We start from the raw sequence: 24,058 nt of genomic DNA, 5'->3' as shown, positions 1-24,058 counted from the left end.
TCCTAATGCCCCCCGCTTCTCGTGAGCGCTTGGCTGGCTGTTCTTATGGTTCCACAGCTTCCATGGAAGTTGGCATGCAAGAAAGCTGCTCCTCATCCGCCCCTTTGTCAACCATCCATTCATCCTTGTATGGAAGTTGCAAGAAGGGCATCATGGAGCGGGAGGCCCAATGATGGACAAGCTGCAGGTGCGCACGGCACAGGAGACTGCGAGGAAGCCCTCGCTGGTCGAGGACGCCTACAGGGCGTTGAAGGAGGCGATCCGCGACAATGTCTTCCCTCCCGGTTATCAAGGGTCGGAGCAGGAAATCGCCCTGCGGCTCGGCATGAGCCGGACGCCGGTGCACGAGGCTATCATCCGTCTTCAGGAGGACGGGCTCGTCCGCGTGCTCTCCAAGCGGGGCGTCCAGGTCTGCCCGCTCGCCCCGGAGGACATTCGCGAGATCTATGATGTCATCATCGCCATAGAAGCGCGAGCCGCAGAGCTGCTGGCCGCCATGCCCTACGAAATCCGGCGACGGGTCGCCGATGAGCTCGAGGAAGCGACCGCACGCATGGAACAGGCTCTTCGGGAGGACGATCTCCACGCCTGGGCCGTCGCCGACGATCAGTTCCATCGCATCCTTGTCGAGCGTTGCGGCAACAGCCGCATCCGCAGGATCGCCCAGACCATAACGGACCAGGCCCACCGGGCACGAATGCTCACGCTCAAGCTCCGGCCGAGGCCAACCGGATCGGCCGCCGCCCACAGGAGCATCGCCGAGGCGGTCCGGAAAGGGCAAATGGCCGACGCTCACCAGCATGCCCGCCAGCATCGCATCGACGCCCGGGACGAGCTTCTTCCGCTGATCCAGAGCTTCGGCATCAAGCACCTTTGACATATCGGCTTGGCGCGCACCAACATCGTATGGGAGACAATTCCATGAAAATTCACGTCGCGGGAACGTTCCCGACGAAGCGGGCCTCGGCCGATGCCTTCACCGGGACGGTCTGGCACGACCCGATCATCGATGCCCCGCCTCCGGCGCGCATCCGAGCGAACCGTGTCACCTTCGAACCGGGCGCCCGGACGGCATGGCACACCCACCCGCTCGGCCAGACCCTTCACGTAATCCTGGGCGTCGGCGCGTGCAGACCTGGGGCGGGCCCGTCAGGGAGATCAAGGCCGGCGACACCGTGTGGATCCCGCCGGACGAGAAGCACTGGCATGGCGCTTCGCCCGCCAGCGGCATGGTCCACATCGCCATGCAGGAGGCCCTGGACGGCACCCATGTCACGTGGCTGGAGCATGTCACGGACGAGCAGTACCGCGTGCCGCCAGAGGCATAAGGCGCTCAGCGACCGATCACTCCGCCAGCTCGCGCATGACCTTGATCAGGTCCGACTTGCCCTCGAATCCGATGCCGGGCAGCTCAGGCATGACGATGTGACCGTTCTCCACCCGCACGCTGTCCGGGAAACCTCCATAGGGCTGGAAAAGGTCGGGATAGCTCTCGTTGCCGCCGGGACCGAGCCCAGCCGCAATGTTGAGCGACATCTGGTGCCCGCCGTGCGGAATGCAGCGGGAGGGCGACCAGCCGAACTGCTCAAGCACGTCGAGGGTGCGCAGGTACTCCACGAGCCCGTAGGACAGTGCACAGTCGAATTGCAGCCAGTCGCGGTCCGGCCGCATGCCTCCATATCGCAGGAGGTTGCGGGCGTCCTGGTGCGAGAACAGGTTCTCGCCGGTCGCCATCGGGCCGGGATAGAACTCGGAGAGCGCGGCCTGGAGAGCATAGTCGAGCGGGTCGCCGACCTCCTCGTACCAGAACAGCGGGTAGTTGCGCAGCATCTTGGCGTAGGCGATCCCGGTCTCGAGATCGAAACGTCCGTTGGCATCGACCGCAAGCTGCGCCTGGGAACCGATCTCGGTGAGGACCGCCTCGATCCGGCGCTGATCCTCCGCGATGGAAGCTCCACCGATCTTCATCTTCACGACATTGTAGCCGCGGTCGAGATAGCTGCGCATTTCGGCCCGCAGGGCGCTGTCGTCCTTGCCCGGATAGTAGTAACCGCCCGCGGCATAGACGAAGACCTTCGGGTTGGCCTCACGGCCTTGACGCTCGGCCAGAAGGCGGAAAAGCGGCTTCCCGGCGATCTTGGCCGTCGCATCCCAGATCGCCATATCGAGAGTGCCGACTGCGACCGAGCGCTCGCCATGACCGCCCGGCTTCTCGTTCTTCATCATCGTGGCCCAGATCTTGTGCGGATCCAGGTTGGCGCCGCTCTCATCGAGCAGGCTCTCGGGGCTGGCCTCCAGAATCCTGTCACGGAAGCGCTCCCGGATGAGTCCGCCTTGACCGTAACGGCCGTTCGAGTTGAACCCGTAGCCGACGACGCGGCGACCGTCGCGCACCACGTCGGTCACGACGGCGACGAGGCTCGTCGTCATCTTCGAGAAGTCGATATAGGCATTGCGGATCGGCGAGGCGATCGGCTGGGTGATCTCGCGGACGTCGATGATGCGCATGGACAACCTTCTCGCGTTGGAGTCTGTGATTTGGGATGCTGCGGGAGCGGAAGTCTTTATAGGTCTGGACACTGCCGATAGGCCAATGCCAAGATCGGTTCGCGTTATGCGTGAACGGCATCGAGATGGACCTGAATTGGCTAGAGGATTTTCTGGCTCTGGCGGAGCAGAAGAATTTTTCCCGGGCCGCGGAGGCGCGGAATGTCTCGCAGCCAGCCTTCAGCCGCCGGATCCGCGCTCTTGAGGATTGGATCGGAACGCCCCTGTTCGTGCGGGGCACCCAGGGCGCCAGCCTGACACGGGCCGGTCTTCATTTCCTGCCATCGGCTGAAGACTTGATGCGCAACCTGCATCGCGCTCGTCGCGCTACGCGAACCGTGGGCGAGCGCGAGACGGGATCGCTGTCCATTGCAGCGACCCATGCTCTGTCTTTCACCTTCTTTCCCGGCTGGATCCGCCGGCACATGCGCTTCGAGGCGCTCGGCACGCTCAACCTGATCTCAGACAGCATGGAAGCTTGCGAGCAGATCATGCTTGGGGGCGAAGTCCATTTCCTGCTCTGTCACTCTCATGCCGATGTGCCGACGCGCTTCGAGGAAGGCCGCTTTGAGAGCACCCGGGTGGGGCAGGATCTCCTGCTCCCGGTCTGTGCGCCGGATGCACGAGGCCAGCCTCTCTGGCCGCTTCCCGGCACACCCGGGAGGCCGGCGCGGCTGCTCGCCTACAGTCCCGCATCCGGCCTTGGTCGCATCCTCGCCGCTCACCAGAGCAGGAACGCTGAGGCGTCCGGGCTGGAGAGCGTTTTCACCTCGCATCTGGCCGCCACGCTGATGACCATGGCGCGGGAGGGACACGGCATCGCTTGGCTTCCTCTCGGGCTGGTCGAGGAGGATCTGGCGCGTACGCGGCTCGTGCGAGCTGGCCCGAACATCTCCGACATCCCGGTTGAGATCCGCCTGTTCAGGTCACCCGATTGCCGCAACCATGCGGCGGATGAGCTGTGGAGCCGCATTTGCAAACAGGGCAGCGACATCATTTAGCCGGCGATGAAACCTGCCATCCCGGCGAATGTCGGGTTCGGGTCAAGGCCGCTCGGCATTGCAGCGGGGATTGCCGGGATTGACAGGGAGACGGTCCGGGTCGCACAGGGTGGACGGTGCGTCGGGAGGAACGGTTTTGGTCAAGCGGATTGGTTCAACAGCCTGGCGGGTCCAGGTCTCGGACGACGGAGCAATCATAGCACTAGGCGTCCGCGCCGATACGGGCCGCGAATATGAGGTTCTTCTCGGCACCGTGGATTCAACGCCCATCGTGACGGACCTGCTCAACGAAATGGTGCGAACCCACCAGGGAAAACCGCCCAAGGCCTTTGCCGGAGACGCCGGGCCGAACCATGCCAGAAGCGTGCCGGTGCAGCCTCTGAGCACACGGATCGAGCAAAGCGGAGACAAACCCGTCCTGATCCTGGATTTCGGTGGAACGGTCCTGAAAGTGGCGATCGATCCCGTCCAGCTGCAACAGGCCCTGTCCGCGCTCCAGACGTGAGACCGGACCGCTACCGCCCGCGTTTCCGGGGCGGGAGTGAACCCACCGGGAGCCCGGTTTCTCCCTTTCTTATGCGCATGCCGTTGCGCGCATCCGGACGACAGCACCCGCATCTCGGTGCTGCGGAACGTCCGCGTTGGGTCGAGCCTGTGTCAAAACGCGATCGGGCCGCTCCGTGAAGCAATTTAATTTCCTGTAAGCCTCGATAGACCGGGAAATCCCCGGTACAGGAGCGTGAACTTGTACAAATCGTTCGGCAAGGCCGAGCCTGTTCGAGTTTTGACACGGCCTCGGTCAAGAACGGCCTTCCGGCGTGAGCGCGCGAAGGTCTTTCATCTGCAGTTAGAAGTTCGACCTGCTTCCGGAACGCGCAAGATCCGGAGCGGATCCACGCAATAGCCATTGGCGATACACCGCAAATGACTCACTCTCCATGGGCCTCCGCCGCCCCTGTCGCCCGCCACAAGAGCGATCGGAGGGCGCGACGGCTTGAGCGGCTGACGGTGAGGACATGAGCGAGGTTATCCTACACGACGAAGATCAAGGCAGCGGATCTCCTGCTCTCGTCTTCCTTCACTATTTCGCCGGCTCCCTGCGTTCCTGGGCCCATGTTGCCGGAGATCTGTCGAGCACCGGCCGATGCCTGCGCATCGACCTCCCTGGCTTCGGCCGCTCGGCGCCGCTGCTGGCCTACAGCGTGCACGCGGTGGCCCAGGCGGTCGCGACGCAGATCGCGAACTATCGCTTCGACAGCTACGTTCTCGTCGGTCACTCGATGGGAGGCAAGCTGGCGCTCGCCTGCGCGGCCATGAATCCTTCGGGTTTGGCGGGTCTCGTTCTCGTTGCCCCCTCACCTCCTTCGCCCGAACCGATGGACGAGCGAGAACGAACCCGCCTGCTCGCGACGCACGGTGACCGCGCCTCGGCGGAGCGAACCGTTCGCGCGATCACGCGGTGGGATATCCCGGAGGCGGACATTGCAGTCTGCATCGAGGACAACCTCCTGACCTCCCCTGAGGCCTGGCATTGGTGGCTCGCGGAGGGCAGCCGTGAAGACATCACGGAGCAGGCCGGGCAGGTTGCCTGTCCGGTTCTGGTGCTGGGCGGGAGTGACGACCCGGTCATTTCGCCTCACGTGATCACAGCCGACGTCATGCCCCGCCTCGCCAATGCCTCCCGCATCGAGATTGCGGGAGCCGGGCACCTTCTCCCGCTCGAAGCAGCGCAGGAAGTCGGGACGGCAATCCGGAGCTTCGTCGCCCAGTGTGCCACCGCACCGGGAACGGGATGATCCGCCCCTGACCGGAGACGCCGACTGCTTCGGTCCTTCCTCCTCGGCCATCCGACATGACGGGTCGGAGTACGCCCAATGAGGCAGCCGACCACTGCGGCACGCCTTTGCGTTGGCCCGCAATCGACGTATGATTTCCTGAGAGACCAGTATCTTGCGTCGGTCAGGCGAGCCCGCTTGGCCACTTTGCTCAAGGGGCTTGGTGGGCCCTGCTTGGAGGCCCGCGATGGCAGCTCCCTGGTTCATGTTCGCGACCGGCATCGAGAACAGCTATCCGACGATCAAAAACGGCAGCGCCCGCGTCGACGAGCTTGAGAAGTGCGGTCACTACACGCATTGGCGGAGGGATTTCGAGCTCCTGGAGGAACTCGACATCCGTTACCTGCGCTATGGCCCACCGATCCACCGCGTCTGGCTCGGCCACGGCCGGTATGACTGGAGCTTTCCGGATGAGACGTTCGGCGTGCTCAAGACCCTTGACGTCGTGCCTATTGTGGATCTCTGCCATTTCGGAGTGCCCGACTGGATCGGCAATTTTCAGAATCCTGATTTCCCGACCCTGTTCGCCGAGTATGCGAGTGCCTTTGCGCAGCGGTTTCCGTGGGTGCAACTCTATACGCCGGTGAACGAGATGTTCATCTGTGCCACCTTCTCGGCGGCGTACGGCTGGTGGAATGAGCAGCTTGCCAACGACACGGCCTTCGTGACGGCGCTCAAGCACATCGTGAAGGCGAACGTCCTGGCCATGGCGGCGATCCTTGAAATCCGCCCCGATGCGATTTTCATTCAGAGCGAGTCGTCCGAGTACTTCCATGCCGACGAGCCGGACGCGATAGGGGGCGCAGAGACCCTGAATTCGCGCCGGTTTCTCTCCCTGGATCTCAACTACGGACGCCGCGTCGACTCCGACATGTACCAGTTCCTCCTGGACAACGGCATGACGCGCGACGAGTACCAGTTCTTCCTGACCCGCCACCTGCGGCAGCACTGCATCATGGGGAACGACTACTACGTCACGAACGAGCATCGGGTTGCGCCCGATGGTCGGACCTGGGCGGCGGGAGAAATCTTCGGATACGCCGAGATCACCCGGCAATACTACGACCGCTACCGCCTCCCGGTCATGCACACTGAGACGAATCTGGCACAGGGCGCCAACGGTGATGAGGCGGCAACCTGGTTACGGAAGGAATGGGCCAATGTCCTGCGCGTCCGCAACAGCGGCGTCCCAATCGTCGGATTCACCTGGTACTCACTGACGGATCAGGTCGATTGGGACACGGCCCTGCGTGAAGACAACGGCCGGGTCAATCCCCTCGGCCTCTATGATCTGGATCGCAATATCCGGCCCGTGGGCAAAGCCTATCAGCAATTGATCCAGAGATGGCGCAGGGTTCTGCCAACGCAGAGCGTGTGTCTTACGCTGCCGATCATTCAGCCGAGTCAATTCGGCGATGCTCATGCCGTCTCCCAGCAGGAAACGGCCCAGGACCTGCGCCGCGGCACCATGGCATCGCCGACGATGACCGATCATGCGGGATGAGCGCGTGCCGGCGCGGCGTGCTCGGGACCGGCCGTTGCATGGCGCCCCCTCTCCTCCTTCTCGGTTGCACCCCGCTCTTTATATGGCCGAGTTCATCGGCACGGCCCTTCTGGTTGTGCTTGGAGTGTCCGTTGTGATCCTCATGTTCGGGCAAGGCAGTCCCGGATCGAGGCTGATCCCTGCCGAAGGTTTGCGCTTGTTTCTAACGGGAGGGTTGTTCGGGTCGGTCGGCGCCCTCATTGCCGTCTCGCCGGTCGGCCGGATCAGCGGTGCGCACATCAACCCCGCCGTAACGCTTGCGTTCTGGCTGGAGGGCAAGCTGGCGTGGCGCGATGCGGCTCTTTACATGCTGGCTCAGTTTGCCGGCAGCGTGGTCGGAGCCGTGCCACTTTTGGCTTGGGGCCCCATGGGACAAAGCGTTGCGTTTGGCGCGACCCAGCCGGGTCCCCACGTGCCCGCCTGGGCCGCCATGCTGGGCGAGGCGGGAGTGACGTTTCTGCTCATTCTTGCCATCCTCACCACAGCGGCTCACCCCCGCACACGGCGCTTCACCCCGCTCGTGATGCCTGCCGTCCTTTCCGTGCTGGTGTGGCTGGAGGCCCCGATCTCCGGTGCAAGCGCAAACCCGGCGCGCTCGTTTGGGCCGGCGCTTGTGGCCAATGTGCCCGTAGACCCATGGATCTACCTGTTGGGGCCTTCGTTTGGAGCAATCCTGTACGTTGTTCTCGTCCGACTTGAGGCGGTTCGCCTCCCTCGCGTGACAGTCGCGCGCTTGTTCCACTTCCATGTCGAGGTTTGATAACCAAGGAACGAGCGGCGACAGAACTCAGCGAGTGTCTTCTGTGGCTCGAGGACGGTCTTAATACGGGGCTGTCTCAACGTCACCTCGTGGTCGCATTGCTGTTCGCGGTGACCGGAAGCCGAAACGGAGACCAGGCTCGTCGTCACGATTGTCGCTGAGGCGTAACGCGCTCCGATCCGAGTCCGAGATCGAATGCTCAGTGTCCGGTAGCCGCATGAGGGGCGGCCACGGGCTTGGACTCCGGCGATCCGCGTTCCCGCAGGTAGATGCCGAGCACCAGCAGCACCCCGATCGACAGGAACTCGCTCTGCCAGTTCTGGAAGCTCTCGTACCAGAACTGCGGATCAACCAGCGTGTCGGTGATGGTCTGTGGCGGCTGCGGGTGCTGGAGCGCCTCCTCGTTGATCCGGCGCGTGCTCCCCGCCAGGTGCAGCCAGAAGGAGGCAAGAAAGAGCGTGACCAGCGCGATGCTGAGGGAATGCGAGTAGAGCTTCAGCAGCAAGCCGCCACGGTGGACGGGACCGGGTGCATCCGGATCGCCGCGATGAGCGGATGGCGACTCATCCTCGGGGTTGTCCTCATCAGGCTTCTTGGACTCAGAGGCCCCCTTCTGGAACAGGAAGATGGTGAGCAGCACGTAAGCCGCCATCTGGAGGAACTCGCTCTCCCAGTTCTCGAACACCGCCGAGATGAAGTGGCCGCTGGTCAGATAGGGCAGGAAACCGATGGCAGGGAGTTCATGCAGGCGGAGTTCCTCGATCTGGGTCCGCCATCCCGTGAGCGCCTGGCCGATAAGGGAGATCAGGAACAGGCCGAACAATGCCACCGAGAGTCCATTGTCCCGCAGGAACCGTCGCATACACCTGACCTCACACTCGAACTGCCACGGTTCGATAACGTCGGACGGCATTTTTGGTTGCCGTCCAGTCTCGGCTTCAAGGCGCAGGCTCGTCAGCCGGACAGGCCAATTCCGCCTGTTGCTCCTTCTCGGACATCGATAACGATCACCTCTCCCGTGCCGGCTCTCCCCGACTGCCGCCCAGGACAGATGCCACACCTTGAAGCGTAGGGACGTGACAGATCGCCTGTGCCCGAGACGGAAGCCGGTGATGGGCGCACGTCAGTGCGCGATAGCCGGATTGCAGGAACGCCGGAGATCCTCAGGGCCGCCTCGCAGACGGGCCGTATGTCCCAGGGAGTCACCCTACACCACATCGGAAGCCCACAGGCGGGAGCAGCGCTAGGCGGTTGCCTCTTCCACTTTGTGATCCTGATGATTTTTCGCTGATGCTCTCGCTCGTCGGCGGGTCCCTGTTCCGGGCGTTCGGGTCTTACCATCTCCCAAGCGGCGGAGATCGGAACAGCGGTTTTGGGTGATCCGTTCAGACCTTGGACTTCTGCGCCAACCGATCGATCTCGCGGATGACGGCATCGGGAGCCAGGTGGTGGATCATGTGACCCAGGCCTGGAAGAGCGGTGAGTTCGCTGTGCGGCAATTCCCGATGCAGGCGCCCGGACTGGCGACCCACATCCACAATCTGGTCATCGGCTCCCGTGATGATCGTCACCGGCAGCGTCAGCTCCCTGTAGTGACGTTCCAATTCCATGACGGACGGCACCATGAGGGCTGCGTCCTCCGCGGCTGCGCGAAGCTGCAGCGGGCGGAGCATCAACGCTTTCGGAAACCGCCTCTCGAAACGCTCCGGCACCGCTGCCGGCTGAAACACCCGCTTGATCATGCCAGGGAGCATGGCCCGTGCGAGCAAGGGAGAGATGGTGTAGCGCATGGCATCACCGATCACCGGAATGGCCGGCGGCGAGAGGAGGAACGTGTCGGCCCGCAGGGTCGGGTAGTAGTACCCGGACCCCAGGACGAGGCCACGCACGAACGACGGAAACTCCAGGGCAAGCGCAACCGCCACCAATGTGCCCCACGAGTGTCCATAGATCATTGCCCGCTCGACCCCGAGCTGCCCCAGAGCCTTCTGGAAAAGGGTAGCATGGGCTCGCGGCGTCCAGAGCTGGCGCGGTCGTGAGCTATAGCCATAGCCGGGGCGGTCGATCACGATCACCCGGTAGCGCTCCGCCAACCGGTCCACGAGCCCACTGACCGTGAAGTCCTGCACCATGGTGCCGTTGCCATGGATCAGCACCAATGGATCGCCATGGCCACGCTCGATGTAGTGCAGGCGCACTCCATCCACATTGAGGAATTTGCCAATCGGCGGATTGCGGCGCTCCGCTTCTTGAGTCTGCCTCCTGTTGTACAGAACGGATGCTCCAAGAGCGGCGGCGGAGCCAGCTAAAAGAGGTACGAGCCAGGGTCGAGAGTTGGAGCGATGCTTTGTCCGAGGAAGGCCACCCTTCCCGTTCTCAAGGCCAAGATGGCGTGGTGCTTGACTTCGCCCAGGAACGCGATTCGGTTACCTCCGGCTGTCGTATCCACGCTGCGCATCTGGCCTCTCCCGTGAGATGTGAGATCAGACAACGCAGAAGGTCCAAACCGGTTGCCGCACTGCACAATGGCGGCTTGCTGCTTCACGCCGACAAATTTCTGCGACTTTCCGGAATGTGCGGATTGGGTCAGGAACAGCCCTTAAGCGCGGCAGTGTTGAGCTCTGGTCGCCGTGTAAAAGCGGACGCTCGGCTTGTACTTCAGCTCAGCGCCATTTGGAGACTTTCGGGTTCACAGCGTCCCGCACGCCGAATCCTCGACTGCGGACAGGCAGAAGTTCGCTGAGAGACGTGGATGGAACTGGGCCGGAAAGAGCGCCTCGGTTCGATACCGAGGCGCTTAAGTGAGGGAGGACCACGAGGAACTCCTTAGCTCTAGCCGCTTCATCGCGTGCTGACTGTGAGCCACGTCACATAAGGCTTGTGTGCTGCCGTTCACAGAAGGATAGGCTGTTTCGAGCGATACTGGGATCCATCGCAGGAGGTTATCATGAAGCGGCCCTCGAAACGCCAGGCCAGACGCTGGGTCATCCAAGAGCTGACACGCTGCCTGGAGCAGCGCGGCGAGCCTCTTCCCCCAATCAAGTCGGTTTCGGATTGATTGGTGTTGCACTCGAGGGCACCGGCTACATCCCGCGTAACGAATGACGAGATCAACGCGAAGGCGAAGGCCCTCTGCGCCGACGACAGCCTCGAGCCAGACCAGCACGTGACGCACGCCTACGGCGACGACTTCACCGCCCAGGAAATGGAAGTACCCGTGGACGTCTTGACGCGCACGCAACGGCAACTCGTTGTCTAGAACTCCGCCTGACCTCGTTTTCAGCGCCGCTCTGATCAGAAGCGTTTTTTACTATCGTCACAGCATGAAGTATTCGTGAGGATAGGAGTCCGCAACGCCGGCATTGATGTCGATGACGCTCGGCTTCTGACTGCCGGGAGAAAGGCCGTGGAGCTCACGGCCGTGATCGTGTGAACTGGCCGTGAAGTAAAGTCTGCCATCGAACGTGGCAAAGTCCGATGGGGAAGAATCGGCCGTCCCCGGATTGATGTCGATCAGCGCTGGTTTCGTCTTGCCGGGAGAGATCCGGTAGAGCTCGATGCCATGCTCCTTCGAGCTTGCTGTGAAGTAGAGACTGCCCTTGAAGACGGTCAGGTCATGCGGGGTCGAGCCGGCGGAGCCTGGATTGAGATCGATCAGGACCGGATTCGTGCTGCCACGAGGGAGGCGGTAGAGTTCGGTGCCATGCTCCTCCGTCGAAGCCGTGAAATAAAGGTTGCCCCGAAAAGCGGTGAGGTCGTTCGGGAATGAAAAGGCCGGACCGTGGTTGATATCGATCACGGTCGGCGTCCTGCTTGTGCCGTCGAGATAAGCGAGCTCCGCCCCAGTCTTTGCACTGAATCCGGCAAAGTAGAGCTTGCCATCGAACTCCTCGAAACCATTAAAGTAAGTGGAGAATGATCCTGCCGAACCAGGGGTCATGTCGATCAGAATGGGTTTTGTGCTGCCGGGGGACAGCCGATACAGCTCGACTCCGCTCTGCGGTGTATCTGCCGTGAAATAGAGTTGTCCCTTGTACTCCGTGAAGTCTCCGAAGATCCCTGGCATCGAACTCCTCGGGCCGGGACTGATGTCGATCACGGTTGGCTTGTTGCTGTCGGTAGAAAGGCGATAGAGTTCCTCTCCCCGCGCGTCCGTGAAGGCGGTGAAGTAGAGGGCCCCCTTATAGATATGGAAGTTCTTCGGGTCAGAACCCACGGTATACGGATTGGGTCCGCTACGGTCGGGATTGATATCGATCAGGGTCGGCACATTGCTCTCGGGAGAGAGACGATAGAGTTCGGTGCCATTCTCTGCCGTGGTGGCGGTGAAATAGAGCTGTCCCTTGTAGACCGTGAAATTGTGCGGGTATGAACTCTCCCGGCCACTCTCGATTTCGATCAATGAGGGTTTGGAGCTTCCGGGAGCGAGGCTATAAAGCTCATAGCCATGTCCCGGAGCATAGGCCGAAAAATAGATTTGGTCTTCCAGAGTGATGAAGCCGGCAGGATCGGATCCGACCGAGCCCGGAATCAGATCGATCAGGGTCGCCCGAGTGCCTCCCTGAGGGACATAATAGAGCTCTGCTCCATGCTCTTCCGTGGTCGCGTTGAAATAAAGCGATGGCTTGGACATAAAAGGTCCTCCTCAACGAATAGCCTGAAATCCTTGATGCCCATGAGGGCTGAAATGGCTTGGTAGCTTGCTGCGGACGGGACCTCCTCCAAGATTCTCGCGCTCCTAGAACCATCTAGGGTTTTGCTCATTTCCGAGCGAACCAGCGCATCAGGTATGCTCGCACACGCTCAAGTTCTTTGAGCCTCCCGTTGGCCAAATCACCCCAAATAGAATGTCAACAATCCTGAAGCGATCCGTTTCAATACTCTGGGCTACGCGACAGGCAGGCTTGAAGCCAATGATGGTGCTTGCTGTCCCGGAGAGACAGATGAAACGGTAACTGTTGCGATTTGGACCGAGGCTGGTGGTGTCGAAGCACAACCCAAGGAAGGCCTGCACTGGGTCGAGGGCGGTCTCTGGGCGCGGCCGTGCAAAGGTCCGCTCCGCGCCGTGTCCCAGAAAATCAGTCTTCTGCCGGAATATGTCACAAGGATCCAATTCCGATGGTGAGAGCCAAACGATCTGCCGAGCGCCTCCAGGCCGATCTCTGAATTCAGGTAATCTGCGTTAAGCAGCTCGCGAGGGCTGCGGCAGATGAAACCAGAGATGGTGCAGTCCTGACAGGCTGGCTTGATCTAAGGGAGCCGGAACAACCCAAGCGCGCATGAGTTCAGCTGTGAGGTGCCAGCCCTGTCAATGGCCGCTCGGACCATCCTGCAACTGTCGAGTCGGCTTTGCATCTTCAACACGGAGCCTACGATGTCCCGCAACGGAGCCGATGTTCTGGTCGAGAGTCTGATCGCCTGGGGCGTCGAGGTGGTGTTCGGCATGCCGGGAGACGGCATCAACGGCGTGATGGAGTCGATCCGTACCCGCTCCGACCGTATTCGCTTCATCCAGGTCCGGCACGAGGAATCCGCTGCCTTCATGGCCTGTGCCTATGCCAAGTTCACCGGCAAGCTCGGCTGCTGCCTTGCCACGACGGGACCGGGCGGCATTCACCTGCTCAATGGCCTCTATGATGCCAAGTTCGACCGGGCTCCAGTCCTCGCAATCACCGGCCTGCCCTACCACGATCTCGTCGACACCTTTACGCAGCAGGATGTCGACCATACCAAGCTGTTCCAGGATGTGGCCCTCTACACGGCACGGATCATGAGCCCCCGGCAGGTTGAGAACACCGTGGAGCTCGCCTTGCCGCATGGCGCTCACCCATCGGGGCGTTGCTCATGTGGCCATTCCGGTTGACGTGCAGGAGGAGCCGGAGGCGACGACGAAACCCTCGGATCGCAACGTTCCGCATCACGCCTCCTTCGCACAGACGCAATCAACGGGAATTCCCGATCCGGAAGCCATCGCCCATGCGGCGGAGATCCTGAACGCGGGACGGAAAGTGGCGATCCTGGCCGGGCAAGGCGCCTATCATGCCCGTGACGAGTTGATCCGCACGGCAGACCTCCTCGGGGCTCCCATCGTCAAGGCGCTGCTCGGCAAGGGGGTCGTGCCGGACGATCATCCGCTGACCACCGGCGGCATCGGCCTTCTGGGCACACGGCCTTCTCAGGAAGCTTTTGAGCAATGCGACGCGCTGCTGATCGTCGGCTCGACCTTTCCCTACATCGAGTACTATCCCAAGCCCGATCAAGCGCGCGGCGTGCAGATCGATAGGGACCCGACCCGCATTGGCCTTCGCTTTCCGGCCGAAGTTGGGCTCGTGGGAGATGCCCGAGCGGCGCTCGAGATGCTCAACGCGCAGCTCACCCGCAAGGAGGATCGCAGCTTCCTGGAACAGGCCCAGCAGGGCATGGCCGAATGGCGCCAGCTGCTGCACGATGCGGTCGAGAAGAACGAGCTGCCCATGAAGCCGGGGCGCATCGCCCGCGATCTCAACGGACGGCTTGCCGACAATGCCATCGTGACCTGGGATTCCGGCCACAACACAGGCCTTCTCGCCCGCTATGTCGAAGCACGCGGAGATCGGATGTTCTCGGGCTCGGGCCTTCTCGCCTCCATGGGTTGCGGCATCCCCTATGCCATTGCCGCGGCACTGGCCTTCCCCGGCCGGCAAGTCGTGGCCTTCGTGGGCGACGGCGGCTTGAGCATGCTTCTGGGAGAACTCGCGACGGTGGTTCGCTACCGGCTCCCGATCAAGATCGTGGTGGTGAAGAACAACACCCTCGGCCAGATCAAATGGGAGCAGATGATGTTCCTCGGCAATCCGGAATACGAGTGCGACCTCACTCCCATCGATTTCGCGAAGGTGGCCGAGGGCTTCGGCATCCGAGGGTTCCGTGTCGAGGACCCGGAGCAATGCGGACCCGTGCTCGACCAAGCCCTTGCCGAGTCGGGACCGGCTCTGGTCGAGGCCATTGTCGATCCCAACGACCCGCTTCTGCCGCCTAAACGCATGGAGAAATACGCCAAAAATCTGGAGAAGGCCCTGCGCGCCGGAACTCCTGGCCGCGAGGAGATCGAACGGGCCCTTGCAGAGGAGCCCGCTCACACGATGCTTCAGGATTGAGAGCGTCAGACCTCCGCCGGACGCGGCACGATATCACTCTAAGGACCAGAGCCCGTGGGACTGAGTTGCCGATTTTACATGGTCCTTGCGAGGAGCTTGCGATGGCGAAGTCACTCAAAACCGGAGACAAAGTATCCTGGGACTCCTCAGGCGGCCACAGCATCGGCAAGGTCGTAAAGAAGCAGACCAGACCGACGCAGATTAAAGGCCACAAGGTGGCGGCTGCGAAAGGCAACCCGCAATACATCGTCAAAAGCGACAAGTCGGGAAAAACCGCCGCGCATAAGCCGAGCGAACTCAAGAAGGCGTGAACACGTCCTGACGTGCAAGGTGAAGAGAGCTCTTTGATGGAACGAGGAGAGTCCCGTCTGGTTGATGGACCGTGGGAGACGTGTGCGCCACCTCCCTACCCTGACATCTGATAGGAAGCTCCATGCGCAACGCTCCTCTTCATACAAGGCTTCTGCTCGGCGTTTGCCTCGCTGCCTCCGCAGGTTTCGGCTCAGCCCTCGCTCAGACCCCGTCGCAGCAACCGTTTGAGCAGGTCGCGACCTTCGATCATCAGGTTACCGGTGTGGCCGTCTCGCAGGACGGAAGGATCTTCGTCAACGTTCCCCGCTGGACCGAGGATGCACCGGTTTCCGTGGCCGAGGTGATGAAGGACGGCTCGCTCAAACCTTATCCTGACCAGGGCTGGAACGAGTGGCGCAATGCCCGGAAGGATGAGATGTCGCCGCAGGACCACTGGGTTTGCGTGCAAAGCGTGGTGGCAGACGGTCAAGGCAACCTCTGGGTTCTTGATCCGGCAGCACCGGCACAGGACAAGGTCGTCTCCGGCGGGCCGAAGCCGGTGAAGATTGATCTCAAAACGAACCAGCCGATCCAGACGATTTCCTTCAATGAGGAAATCGCCCCTCAGGGCTCCTATCTGAATGACGCGCGCTTCTCCCCTGACGGCCGCCACGCCTACATCACGGATTCCGGAGTCAAAGGCGCGCTCGTCGTGGTGGATCTGCGCAGCGGTCAGTCCCGCCGCGTGCTCGATGGGCACCCGAGCACGCAGGTCGAGAAGGATGTGCAGGTCAAGGCGGACGGTCAGGTGCTGCGGCGCCCGGATGGACGCGGCGTCGAATTTGCGGCCGACGGCATCGCGCTGACTCCCGACGGACGCCATCTCTACTGGCAGGCCATCAAGGGCAAGACGCTCTACCGCATCGCCACCGATGCGCTTGAGAATGCGCAGGTGGGGGACCAGGATCTGGCGTCCAAGGTCGAGAAGGTCAGCGAAAACGGTGTGGCTGACGGATTGCTGATCACCCGCCGCGGGGACCGCATGATCGTGACGGCACCCGAGGAGGACGCGCTCAAGGTGCGCGTTCTTGGCACCGCCCAGGACAGCCGCCCGACCATCCTCGTGCAGGATAAACGGTTGCGCTGGCCGGACAGCCTCGCCGAAGGGCCGGATGGAACGCTGTACTTCACCACGTCGCGCATTCAGGACTCAGCGACCTACAAGCCCGACGCTCCCAAGAGCCTGACCACCCAGCTCTGGCGGATGAAGCTCGACAGCGCAGAGGCGACCGGCTCTCTCAACAGACCGGCCAAGCCACAGCAGTAAATCTGGATAAGGACAGTACGATGAGCCAAGATTTTCCGAAACCTCCCTTTCCCGATCAGAAGCAGCCAATGCCGGGCTCCAGTGCAGCCATGGACCCGCAGCCCGATTACGGCGAGGACAGCTACAAAGGCTCGGGTCGTCTGGCCGACAAGAAAACCATCATCACCGGCGGCGACAGCGGCATAGGGCGGGCCGTGGCGTTGGCTTATGCCCGCGAGGGTGCGGACGTTCTGATCAGCTACTACAACGAGGATGAGGACGCCCGTGAGACGCAGCGCCTCATCGAATCCGCCGGCCGCAAGGCCGTGCTCATGCCCGGCGACATCAAGGATCCGGCTCATTGCCGCGCCATCGTGCAGCGAGCGGTCCAGGAGTTCGGCGGCGTCGACATCCTCGTCAACAACGCGGCCCACCAGGCGACCTTCACCGATGTGGAGGAGATCAGCGACGAGGAATGGGACGTCACCTTCCGCACCAACATCCACGCGATGTTCTATCTCGTCAAAGCGGCGGTGCCGCATATGCGGGAGGGCAGCGCCATCATCAACACCACCTCGGTGAACGCCGATACGCCAAGCCCGCAACTGCTGGCCTACGCCACGACCAAAGGTGCCATCCAGAACTTCACGGGAGGGTTGGCGCAGTTGCTTGCCGAGAAGGGCATCCGAGTGAACTGCGTCGCTCCCGGCCCAATCTGGACACCGCTGATCCCTTCCACCATGCCTCCTGAGAAGGTGAAGGAGTTCGGCTCGCAGGTGCCGATGAAGCGTCCAGGACAGCCCAAGGAGCTGGCCTCGGCCTATGTCATGTTAGCGGAGCCGAACTCCAGCTATGTCTCAGGTGCGACCATCGCGGTGACGGGCGGAAAGCCAATTATATGAAAGAGAAGACAGGCAGATCCAGTCTGGTTGGTTGATCTGCCTGTCTGTTGCCCAACACGTCAGGTTGCGAGGGTCTCAAGTTCGTCCGGTGTATCGAAGGATCGCAATGATCTCGGCGGGGAGACGGCGCCGATACGAATGCCGGCCGAGACGTGAAGATGTGCTAGATCTGCGTCCGTAAAGCCCATGGCAACCAACCGCTCCAGCCGCTGGGTATGCGACTTTCGAGCCCCGAGCGCACCAATGTGGAAGCAGTCGGATCGCAAGGCAGCCGAGAGCGCCTGATCGTCGGATCATGCGTCAGTGTCAGCACTGCAATATGCCGATCGAGCCTAAGCGCGGCAACGCCTCGTCGGCCATTCGGCCAACCAACAAGGTGACGCCCCGAAATCGATCAGGTGTTGCAAAGGCGTCGTGGGATCTATGATCGTGACATCGAGCTTCAGAATGTCTGCGTCGCTCGTGATCATGGCCGACAGTATCAAACAGATGGATGATCTCGTCCAGGCCGCACTCTGCCTCCGGGACAGGCCATAAAAAGGTTCTGCATTTTGGTGCGAGCTGAACTGCCTAGAGCATCGGACGGTTAAACAGACGCATATCCGGCAGCCTTAAGGTAGTTCCAGCACTCTTGGGGTTCGAACAGGTTGCAGATCTCACCGAGCGCTCGCCAGAGCGCGTCGAACGTTCGGGCCTCGGCCTTGCGCAAGTGCGCTTTGATCTTGGCAAAGGCCTGTTCAATTGGATTAAGATCAGGCGAATAAGCAGGTAGAAACAGGAACCAGGCTCCGCGTTGCTTCAGACACTGCGCAGCCTTTTCGCTCTTGTGGACCGCCAGGTTGTCGAGGATCACCACATCGCCTTTGTGCAGCGTCGGCGCGAGCTGCGTCTCAATGTAAGCCTCGAACGCCAACCGGGTGATCGGGCCATCGATGATCCACGGCGCGCACAACTCGTTGCACCGTAGCCCAGCGAGAAAGGTATGGGTTTTCCAGTGTCCAAAGGGAGCTTTCATGCGTAGGCGCTGGCCCCGGCGAGAGCGTCCGCGCAGGCGGGTCATCTTGGTGTTGACATACGTCTCATCGAGAAAGATCAAGCGGTGCGGCTGCTCGCGCATGCGCGGCTGACGCCGGGCGTGCCAGATTCGGCGCTCATCGCGCACGTCGGCGCGTGCGCACTCCGCCGCCATCAGGTGTTTTTTTATACGTGAAGCCGCACCGGCACAGGAAGCGAGAGAGCATGGCAGGGGCCGCCACCACTCCGTGTTCCTCCAGCAGCCGAGCCGCGAGTTCAGGCATCGTGATGGCAGGCCTTGCCTCGACGGTCTGGATCAGGAAGCCCTCATAGGGCACCAGCTTGCCGCCTCCGGCCGGGCGGCCTTGGCGGGCTGGTGCCGGCGAGCCGGTGTCCCGCGTTCGCCGCACCAGCTTGATGGCGAAGCTCTCGCTGACGTCAAAGCGCTCGGCTGCCGCTCGGCAGGAGTGACCCGCCTCGACAAAGTCGGCGACGCGCACCCGAAGATCCAGGGAATAGCAATGACCCATAATCCACCTCCCGGTCCAGGCAGTGAATCACAGCTTGCCCTCGCACAGAAGCCCAAGAGTCTTATTTCGAGTCCGGTGCTCTAGCTCGTCATCCGTCTCCTCGGACCATTGAATGGGATGTTGATAAAGGATTCGCGCAGTCGCGCTTACCACGCCTAAGATCGTGGTCAGCAACATCACTTCACTCAAATGAGCCTCCTCATCAAGAGTGCCGCACTTGCGGCACGAGATGTTCTTCTTGCCTGAAGCGGCCGCTATCCGAACACGCCCAAGTCAGTTTCCGTCTGACATCGCGCTCTCACGGCTACCAGCCGATCCTCACGATCCGAACAAACTCGCCCCTATGCTGAGAATTCGCCAAAAGAGTCGCATTAACGTATGAAAAGCTTAGCTGTCCGGGCTGATAGCCTTCCCGATAATATCAGCACAGAACAGCCCGCTATCTGCGTGCGGTACATACAGAACTGTCAAAGTATCAGAGCGGCTTTGGAACAAAGCGATAGGCACATTGTTGGTAGCCGGGTTGCGGCCCAGCCAAGTTTGTGTGCGTAAAAGTGGAATAGCCGGCTATTCGGCGCGGGCTGGCCGCTACAGATTCAAGCAACCAACGCTTACCCGCCATCACGCAGGGTTGGAGCAATCGCGCTTATGGTTTCATCTGATATTGCTTCTACATTCGGGAGCTTCTTCCTAGGTGGTTTCGAATGTTCAAGCCACTGGCGCAACGACGGTCGCAGGCTTGATCTCCTTGCGAGCACGCAACACGACCTGCTTGCTGCGAAGGATTACGAGCTTCTCGCCCGGCACGGCATACGGGCAGTTCGCGACGGCTTGCGATGGCATCTCATCGAGGCGACGCCCGGTCATTATGACTGGAGCAGCTTTCTGCCGATGTTGCGGGCCGCAGAGGCCGCCGGAACGCATGTCATCTGGGACTTGTGCCACTATGGCTATCCCGACGATCTCGACATCTGGTCGCCTGCCTTCATCGACCGATTCGCACGCTTTGCTGCCGCCACGGCCCGGGTGGTGAAGGAAGAAAGCGAATATGTGCCAGTTTACTGCCCCGTGAACGAAATGTCCTTCTGGGCTTGGGCGGGCGGCGAGGTCGGTCGCTTCAATCCCTGCTGTCACGGCCGGGGCGCGGAGCTCAAGCGCCAGCTCGTGCGCGCCACAATTGCAGCTATCCACGCGATCCGGAGCGTCGATCCGAGGGCCCGATTCATAACGGCGGAGCCGCTGATCAATGTGGAAGCAGGCCTCGGTGACGAGGAGCATGTCAGAAGTGCGTACGCCTATCAGCAGATTCAGTTTGAAGCACTCGACATCCTGCGCGGCGCCAAGGAGCCCGAATTAGGTGGGGCGCCTGAGTGTCTCGATATCATCGGGCTCAACTATTATCCCGACAATCAATGGTATCACGGCGGCTCGACAATTCCCATGGGCCACCATGCATACCGGCCCCTGCACACGCTGCTGGAGGAGGTGCACCTGCGCTATCGCCGCCCACTTCTCATTGCCGAGACGGGCGCTGAAGGTTGCGGCCGGTCCTCCTGGTTTCACTATGTTTGCTCGGAGGTGCATGCAGCCCTGGATGCCGGCGTCCCGATCAAGGGGATCTGTCTTTACCCGATCGCGGACTACCCTGGCTGGGACAATGAGCGGACCTGCAGCGTCGGACTCCTGACGGCTCCTGACGCGCAGGGGCGCCGCGCGGTCTTTCCTCGGCTTGCTCGCGAGCTGCAGCAACAGCAGGCTCTTTTTGCAGTGTTCGAGGCAAGCGATACCGGCCCTGTACCTTCAGTGGCGGCGGAGTAGGATTCATGTGGTGGGACGATAGCCTCTTGGTCAACTCGGGGCGCAGCCGGTCGAGGAGCCTCACGATCAATCCGGCTCCGCCCATGGCGGCGCCATCCACCTTTCTCCAGGGGCCCTACCGGTTCGTCCTTCACTACATTGCCGGCCGCCCCTGGCAGTTCGGCGCGCTGCTTCTGGCCGTGGTCGGAGCCGGAGGCTGCGCGGTGGCCGTGCAGTACGTGATGAAGCTCCTCGTCGATGGCATGGCGGGGCCTCGCGAGGCAAGCGCGGCAGTTTGGTCGGCCCTTATCCTGTTCGTGACCTTCATTGCCGGCGAGAGCATCCTTTGGCGCATCACAGGTTGGCTTGCGTGCCGAGCCACCCTCGGCGTCGGTGTGGACATGCGCCTTGATCTGTTCAGTTACCTGAACGGTCAACCCATGCGCTACTTCGCCGATAATCTGGCCGGCTCGCTCGGGCAGCGCCTAACTGCGACGGCAGGCAATTTCGGGGCTCTCACGAATACGGTTGTGTGGCGCATCCTGCCGCCCTGCATAGAATTCGTCGGCGCGCTGATCGTGTTCATGACGGTCGACTGGCGCATGATGCTCGTCCTTGCCGTATTCGTGACAGCGGTTACGGGCGGGCTCATCTGGTTCGGCGAGCGCGGGCGACCGCTGCATCGGACATATGCAGGTCATGCGGGCGCCGTAGCGGGCGACCTCGTCGATGTGATCACCAACATGTGGGCGGTAAAATCCTTCTCGGCCCGCACCCGTGAGGCGGAGCGTCTCGCCCAAGGCTTCCGCCGGGAGGCGCTAGCGCAACGCCGCAGCTGGCTCTATCTCGAGAAAGCGCGCGCCCTGCATGACGTCGCCCTGTGGGGCATGGCGGGCGGCATGCTGTCCTGGGCGGTGCATCTTTGGAGTCTGGGTGACATCACGCCAGGTGATGTGGTGGTCGTGTCGACTCTGACCTTCCGCATTCTCAACAGCTCCCGGGACTTGGCCCTCTCGCTCGTCGAAACGGCGCAGTATGTGGGGTATATCGAGGACACGTTGCGGGTGATCGCACAGCCGCAATCGGTGGTCGACGCGCCGAACGCCAAGCCCCTCGTCGCCCGCGGCGGGTCGGTAGAGTTCCGGGATGTGAGCTTCTCCTACGGCGAGGCTAGATCCGACACCGTGCATGAACTGAGCTTGCGGATCCCGCCGGGCCAGAAGGTCGGGATCGTGGGCCCTTCAGGGGCAGGCAAGTCCACCCTGATCCACTTGCTGCAGAGATTATATGACGTGCAATCGGGCGAAGTCCTCATCGATGGGCAGCGTCTCACAGAGGTCGGGCAGGATTCTCTCCGGGCCGCCCTGGCCGTGGTCCCTCAGGAAATCACGCTGTTCCATCGCACACTCATGGAGAACATCCGCTTTGCCCGGCCGGACGCCACGGATGAGGAGGTCTATGCAGCCGCCCGCGCCGCCTGCTGCGACAGCTTCATCCGCGCGACGCCGGAAGGCTACAACACCCTTGTCGGCGAGCGGGGCATGAAGCTCTCGGGCGGCCAGCGCCAGCGGATCGGCATCGCGCGGGCTTTCCTGAAGGATGCTCCGGTCATCATTCTGGACGAGGCGACCTCGGCCCTCGACACGGAATCCGAGATGGAGATCCAGCGCTCGCTCGTGCGCCTCATGCGCGGTCGCACGGTGATCGCGGTTGCCCACCGCCTCTCCACGCTCTCCGCCTTCGACCGCATCATCGTGGTCAAGGGAGGGCAGATCGTGGAGGACGGAACCGCGACGGAGTTGCGGCAGCGTGGCGGCCTGTTCGACACCATGTGGCGTCTTCAGGCGGAAGGCTTGTCCGTGGACGATGTCGTGGAGAATGTCGCATGACGGAGGTGCGGTTCGGCGATGAGCGGCAGAGCCGATGAAAGTCGACTATGAGCTCAGAACGACCGCTCCCCTCGCCCTTACGGCGTTTCTGATCGTCTCATGGCTGAAGGCGCCCACGCTTTACATGGCTCCCCGGATGTGGTCCGAGGAAGGCACGCTCTATTTCGGTGTGATCCAGTCGCTAGGCCTCATCGACTCGCTGACCCTGGTCGTGCGCGCGAATATCCAGTTTCTCACGAACATCATCGTTTACCTGGCCACCCAGGTGCCGCTGGCTTGGGCGGCACATGTCACAACCTATCTGTCGTTCGCCATTGCGGCATTCACGGCCCATCTGATCGTTCTTTTCTGCGCATCTTATGGCATCAGGCAATCGGTTTGCTTTGCAGCCGTGATCATCTGGGCTCTCCTGCCCCCGACCTACGAGGTCTTTGCAACGGCGACGAACGCGCAATGGGTGTGCTCCGTCTCGATCCTGCTGATCTGCGCGCTTCCTCCACACATCCTGCAAACGCGCTACAAGCCCGCGCTCTACGTCTGGGTGATCGCCTGCGGGCTCACGGGCGTCCCGTCCTGCATCGCTGCGCCGGGCTTTTTTCTACGCGGCATTGCCGAGCGATCACGGCCCCACCTCGTGATGGGCGTCATCCTTAGCATTTGTGCACTCATCCAGCTGGTCCTCATCATCACCAACCCGATCGAGGGACGCTCGTTTGCGTTCGCCCCCTTGACCCTTGTCATGCCGGGCCTGCTGCAAACCGTGCTCGCACCCATCATAAGCGCCGACATCGTCGAGCTCATCGGCGCGAAGATCCGCTCAGGTGAAGCGGGAGCGGATGTCGTCACCACAGCGACCGTTCTGGTGAGCCTCTCGCTGATCTGCCTTGCCGCGGCGCTGGCCTGGTCGTCGCGCTGGAGAGGTCTCGTTGCAGTTCTCGTGTTCCTATGGGCCCTGGTGTCGATGCTCAATACGTTCGGTGCCTTCGGCGGCTATCCGGAAGGCCTCATCTCGGGATGGGGCGGAGCACGCTACTATCTGTTCGGCTGCGTGTGCTTTCTGCTCCTTCTGGTGCTCGGGACGAGAGCCAACGATCGCTTGGCGCGCCGGATCAGCGTTGCCCTGATCTGCCTGATGGGAGCCGTGTCCGTAGCCCAGATGATCATGAGCCCATGGACGCGTGGTCTGACTGAGGGACCATCGTGGGCGAGTGAGGTTGGACGCTGCGCACCGGCCGGGTCTTGCATGGTTACGGTCTGGCCAGGCGGCGCAGAGTGGACGTTCGAGATCAATGTCAAGCGACACCGAGATTTACGAGATAAGGCGACATCCAGTTTTACGACGGCTCAAGCGTGAGCCCGCTGGAGAGCCTCCTCCAGATCCCGCAGGCGATAGCTGCGCCCCTTGATGTTGAGAACATGCGCTCGGTGCAGCAGGCGGTCGAGGATGGCCGTGGCCAGCACCTCGTCGCCGGCCAGCAGCTCGGTCCACTCCCGGATGCTCTTGTTC

At 61.9% G+C, this 24,058-nt stretch carries 20 protein-coding genes and 3 pseudogenes; 16 read left to right on the top strand and 7 right to left on the bottom strand.

Annotation, left to right across the window (positions count from 1 at the left end):
- The first annotated feature begins 172 nt into the window (after positions 1–172).
- A complete protein-coding gene (locus tag FS320_RS15890; RefSeq protein WP_152712829.1) occupies positions 173–877 on the top strand; it encodes a GntR family transcriptional regulator in 705 nt (234 codons plus the stop codon).
- Between the two features lie 44 nt (positions 878–921).
- Positions 922–1,328: pseudogene (locus tag FS320_RS15885) on the top strand ((R)-mandelonitrile lyase).
- A gap of 16 nt (positions 1,329–1,344) precedes the next feature.
- Here the strand turns inward: FS320_RS15885 and FS320_RS15880 are convergent.
- Positions 1,345–2,514 (bottom strand): mandelate racemase/muconate lactonizing enzyme family protein, encoded by a 1,170-nt coding sequence (locus FS320_RS15880; protein ID WP_202882868.1) that lies wholly within the window; start codon positions 2,512–2,514, stop codon positions 1,345–1,347.
- Positions 2,515–2,633: 119 nt separating this feature from the next.
- Here FS320_RS15880 and FS320_RS15875 point away from each other — a divergent pair, with 119 nt between their 5' ends.
- The 5 genes from FS320_RS15875 to FS320_RS15855 all read left to right on the top strand — a co-directional run bounded on the left by FS320_RS15875 (position 2,634) and on the right by FS320_RS15855 (position 7,686).
- On the top strand, positions 2,634–3,548 hold the full coding sequence (locus tag FS320_RS15875; RefSeq protein ID WP_152712828.1) for a LysR family transcriptional regulator: 915 nt from the start codon (positions 2,634–2,636) through the stop codon (positions 3,546–3,548).
- Positions 3,549–3,684: 136 nt separating this feature from the next.
- Entirely contained in the window at positions 3,685–4,053 is a 369-nt protein-coding gene (locus FS320_RS15870) for a hypothetical protein (RefSeq protein ID WP_152712821.1), read from the top strand.
- Positions 4,054–4,564: 511 nt separating this feature from the next.
- Positions 4,565–5,344, top strand: a complete 780-nt coding sequence (locus FS320_RS15865; RefSeq protein WP_152712820.1) for an alpha/beta fold hydrolase — start codon at positions 4,565–4,567, stop codon at positions 5,342–5,344.
- Positions 5,345–5,570: 226 nt separating this feature from the next.
- A complete protein-coding gene (locus tag FS320_RS15860; RefSeq protein WP_152712819.1) occupies positions 5,571–6,887 on the top strand; it encodes a family 1 glycosylhydrolase in 1,317 nt (438 codons plus the stop codon).
- An 82-nt stretch (positions 6,888–6,969) separates the two neighbouring features.
- Positions 6,970–7,686 (top strand): MIP/aquaporin family protein, encoded by a 717-nt coding sequence (locus FS320_RS15855; protein WP_152712818.1) that lies wholly within the window; start codon positions 6,970–6,972, stop codon positions 7,684–7,686.
- A 199-nt stretch (positions 7,687–7,885) separates the two neighbouring features.
- On the opposite strand, the gene FS320_RS15850 is transcribed toward FS320_RS15855, so the two are convergent.
- Complete coding sequence (locus tag FS320_RS15850; RefSeq protein WP_425294299.1) at positions 7,886–8,599, bottom strand: DUF6766 family protein; 714 nt, start codon at positions 8,597–8,599, stop codon at positions 7,886–7,888.
- A 472-nt stretch (positions 8,600–9,071) separates the two neighbouring features.
- The gene (locus tag FS320_RS15845) at positions 9,072–9,959 is read right to left on the bottom strand and encodes an alpha/beta fold hydrolase (RefSeq protein WP_152712816.1); all 888 of its coding nucleotides are present in this window, start codon (positions 9,957–9,959) and stop codon (positions 9,072–9,074) included.
- Between the two features lie 788 nt (positions 9,960–10,747).
- On the opposite strand from FS320_RS15845, the gene FS320_RS15840 reads away from it, so the two are divergent.
- On the top strand, positions 10,748–10,945 hold the full coding sequence (locus FS320_RS15840) for a hypothetical protein (RefSeq protein ID WP_152712815.1): 198 nt from the start codon (positions 10,748–10,750) through the stop codon (positions 10,943–10,945).
- 57 nt (positions 10,946–11,002) lie between these two features.
- On the opposite strand, the gene FS320_RS15835 is transcribed toward FS320_RS15840, so the two are convergent.
- A complete protein-coding gene (locus tag FS320_RS15835; RefSeq protein ID WP_152712814.1) occupies positions 11,003–12,319 on the bottom strand; it encodes a hypothetical protein in 1,317 nt (438 codons plus the stop codon).
- A 741-nt stretch (positions 12,320–13,060) separates the two neighbouring features.
- Between FS320_RS15835 and FS320_RS47905 the strand changes: the two genes are divergently transcribed.
- The 5 genes from FS320_RS47905 (at position 13,061) to FS320_RS15815 (ending at position 17,321) form a co-directional block, all read left to right on the top strand.
- Entirely contained in the window at positions 13,061–13,549 is a 489-nt protein-coding gene (locus tag FS320_RS47905; RefSeq protein WP_244627172.1) for a thiamine pyrophosphate-binding protein, read from the top strand.
- A complete protein-coding gene (locus tag FS320_RS15830) occupies positions 13,503–14,822 on the top strand; it encodes a thiamine pyrophosphate-dependent enzyme (RefSeq protein WP_244627171.1) in 1,320 nt (439 codons plus the stop codon). Before FS320_RS47905 ends, FS320_RS15830 begins: the two co-directional genes overlap by 47 nt.
- Before the next feature lie 101 nt (positions 14,823–14,923).
- A complete protein-coding gene (locus FS320_RS15825) occupies positions 14,924–15,133 on the top strand; it encodes a hypervirulence associated TUDOR domain-containing protein (RefSeq protein ID WP_152712813.1) in 210 nt (69 codons plus the stop codon).
- Positions 15,134–15,255: 122 nt separating this feature from the next.
- Positions 15,256–16,440, top strand: a complete 1,185-nt coding sequence (locus FS320_RS15820) for an SMP-30/gluconolactonase/LRE family protein (RefSeq protein WP_152712812.1) — start codon at positions 15,256–15,258, stop codon at positions 16,438–16,440.
- 20 nt (positions 16,441–16,460) lie between these two features.
- Positions 16,461–17,321, top strand: a complete 861-nt coding sequence (locus FS320_RS15815) for an SDR family oxidoreductase (RefSeq protein ID WP_152712811.1) — start codon at positions 16,461–16,463, stop codon at positions 17,319–17,321.
- 59 nt (positions 17,322–17,380) lie between these two features.
- Here the strand turns inward: FS320_RS15815 and FS320_RS15810 are convergent.
- A pseudogene (locus FS320_RS15810) lies at positions 17,381–17,599 on the bottom strand (XdhC family protein); the annotation flags it as partial.
- 308 nt (positions 17,600–17,907) lie between these two features.
- A protein-coding gene (locus tag FS320_RS15805; RefSeq protein WP_244627170.1) for an IS630 family transposase occupies positions 17,908–18,865 on the bottom strand; the annotation gives its coding sequence in 2 pieces (ribosomal slippage) (positions 17,908–18,513 and positions 18,515–18,865; 957 coding nt in all).
- 648 nt (positions 18,866–19,513) lie between these two features.
- Between FS320_RS15805 and FS320_RS15800 the strand changes: the two genes are divergently transcribed.
- Genes FS320_RS15800 through FS320_RS15790 form a run of 3 tightly spaced genes read left to right on the top strand, consistent with a single transcriptional unit; the run spans position 19,514 to position 23,905 of the window.
- Positions 19,514–20,683 (top strand): beta-glucosidase, encoded by a 1,170-nt coding sequence (locus FS320_RS15800; protein WP_152712809.1) that lies wholly within the window; start codon positions 19,514–19,516, stop codon positions 20,681–20,683.
- 5 nt (positions 20,684–20,688) lie between these two features.
- Entirely contained in the window at positions 20,689–22,551 is a 1,863-nt protein-coding gene (locus tag FS320_RS15795) for an ABC transporter ATP-binding protein (protein WP_244627169.1), read from the top strand.
- 34 nt (positions 22,552–22,585) lie between these two features.
- Positions 22,586–23,905, top strand: a complete 1,320-nt coding sequence (locus FS320_RS15790) for a hypothetical protein (RefSeq protein WP_152712808.1) — start codon at positions 22,586–22,588, stop codon at positions 23,903–23,905.
- An 11-nt stretch (positions 23,906–23,916) separates the two neighbouring features.
- On the opposite strand, the pseudogene FS320_RS15785 reads toward FS320_RS15790, so the two are convergent.
- Positions 23,917–24,058: pseudogene (locus FS320_RS15785) on the bottom strand (ATP-binding protein); the annotation flags it as partial.

The organism is Microvirga tunisiensis (genome assembly GCF_009296175.1).
Taxonomy (GTDB): domain Bacteria; phylum Pseudomonadota; class Alphaproteobacteria; order Rhizobiales; family Beijerinckiaceae; genus Microvirga; species Microvirga tunisiensis.
Note: the sequence above shows the minus strand (reverse complement) of the source record. Positions and strands in the feature narration are given on the sequence as shown.

Coding starts and splice junctions, on each gene's coding strand:
- FS320_RS15890 (WP_152712829.1), top strand. CDS start 173: ATGGACAAGCTGCAGGTGCGCACGGCACAGGAGACTGCGAGGAAGCCC.
- FS320_RS15875 (WP_152712828.1), top strand. CDS start 2,634: ATGGACCTGAATTGGCTAGAGGATTTTCTGGCTCTGGCGGAGCAGAAG.
- FS320_RS15865 (WP_152712820.1), top strand. CDS start 4,565: ATGAGCGAGGTTATCCTACACGACGAAGATCAAGGCAGCGGATCTCCT.
- FS320_RS15860 (WP_152712819.1), top strand. CDS start 5,571: ATGGCAGCTCCCTGGTTCATGTTCGCGACCGGCATCGAGAACAGCTAT.
- FS320_RS15855 (WP_152712818.1), top strand. CDS start 6,970: ATGGCCGAGTTCATCGGCACGGCCCTTCTGGTTGTGCTTGGAGTGTCC.
- FS320_RS15850 (WP_425294299.1), bottom strand. CDS start 8,599: ATGCCGTCCGACGTTATCGAACCGTGGCAGTTCGAGTGTGAGGTCAGG.
- FS320_RS15835 (WP_152712814.1), bottom strand. CDS start 12,319: ATGTCCAAGCCATCGCTTTATTTCAACGCGACCACGGAAGAGCATGGA.
- FS320_RS47905 (WP_244627172.1), top strand. CDS start 13,061: ATGTCCCGCAACGGAGCCGATGTTCTGGTCGAGAGTCTGATCGCCTGG.
- FS320_RS15830 (WP_244627171.1), top strand. CDS start 13,503: ATGGCGCTCACCCATCGGGGCGTTGCTCATGTGGCCATTCCGGTTGAC.
- FS320_RS15825 (WP_152712813.1), top strand. CDS start 14,924: ATGGCGAAGTCACTCAAAACCGGAGACAAAGTATCCTGGGACTCCTCA.
- FS320_RS15820 (WP_152712812.1), top strand. CDS start 15,256: ATGCGCAACGCTCCTCTTCATACAAGGCTTCTGCTCGGCGTTTGCCTC.
- FS320_RS15815 (WP_152712811.1), top strand. CDS start 16,461: ATGAGCCAAGATTTTCCGAAACCTCCCTTTCCCGATCAGAAGCAGCCA.
- FS320_RS15800 (WP_152712809.1), top strand. CDS start 19,514: ATGGTTTCATCTGATATTGCTTCTACATTCGGGAGCTTCTTCCTAGGT.
- FS320_RS15795 (WP_244627169.1), top strand. CDS start 20,689: ATGTGGTGGGACGATAGCCTCTTGGTCAACTCGGGGCGCAGCCGGTCG.
- FS320_RS15790 (WP_152712808.1), top strand. CDS start 22,586: ATGAAAGTCGACTATGAGCTCAGAACGACCGCTCCCCTCGCCCTTACG.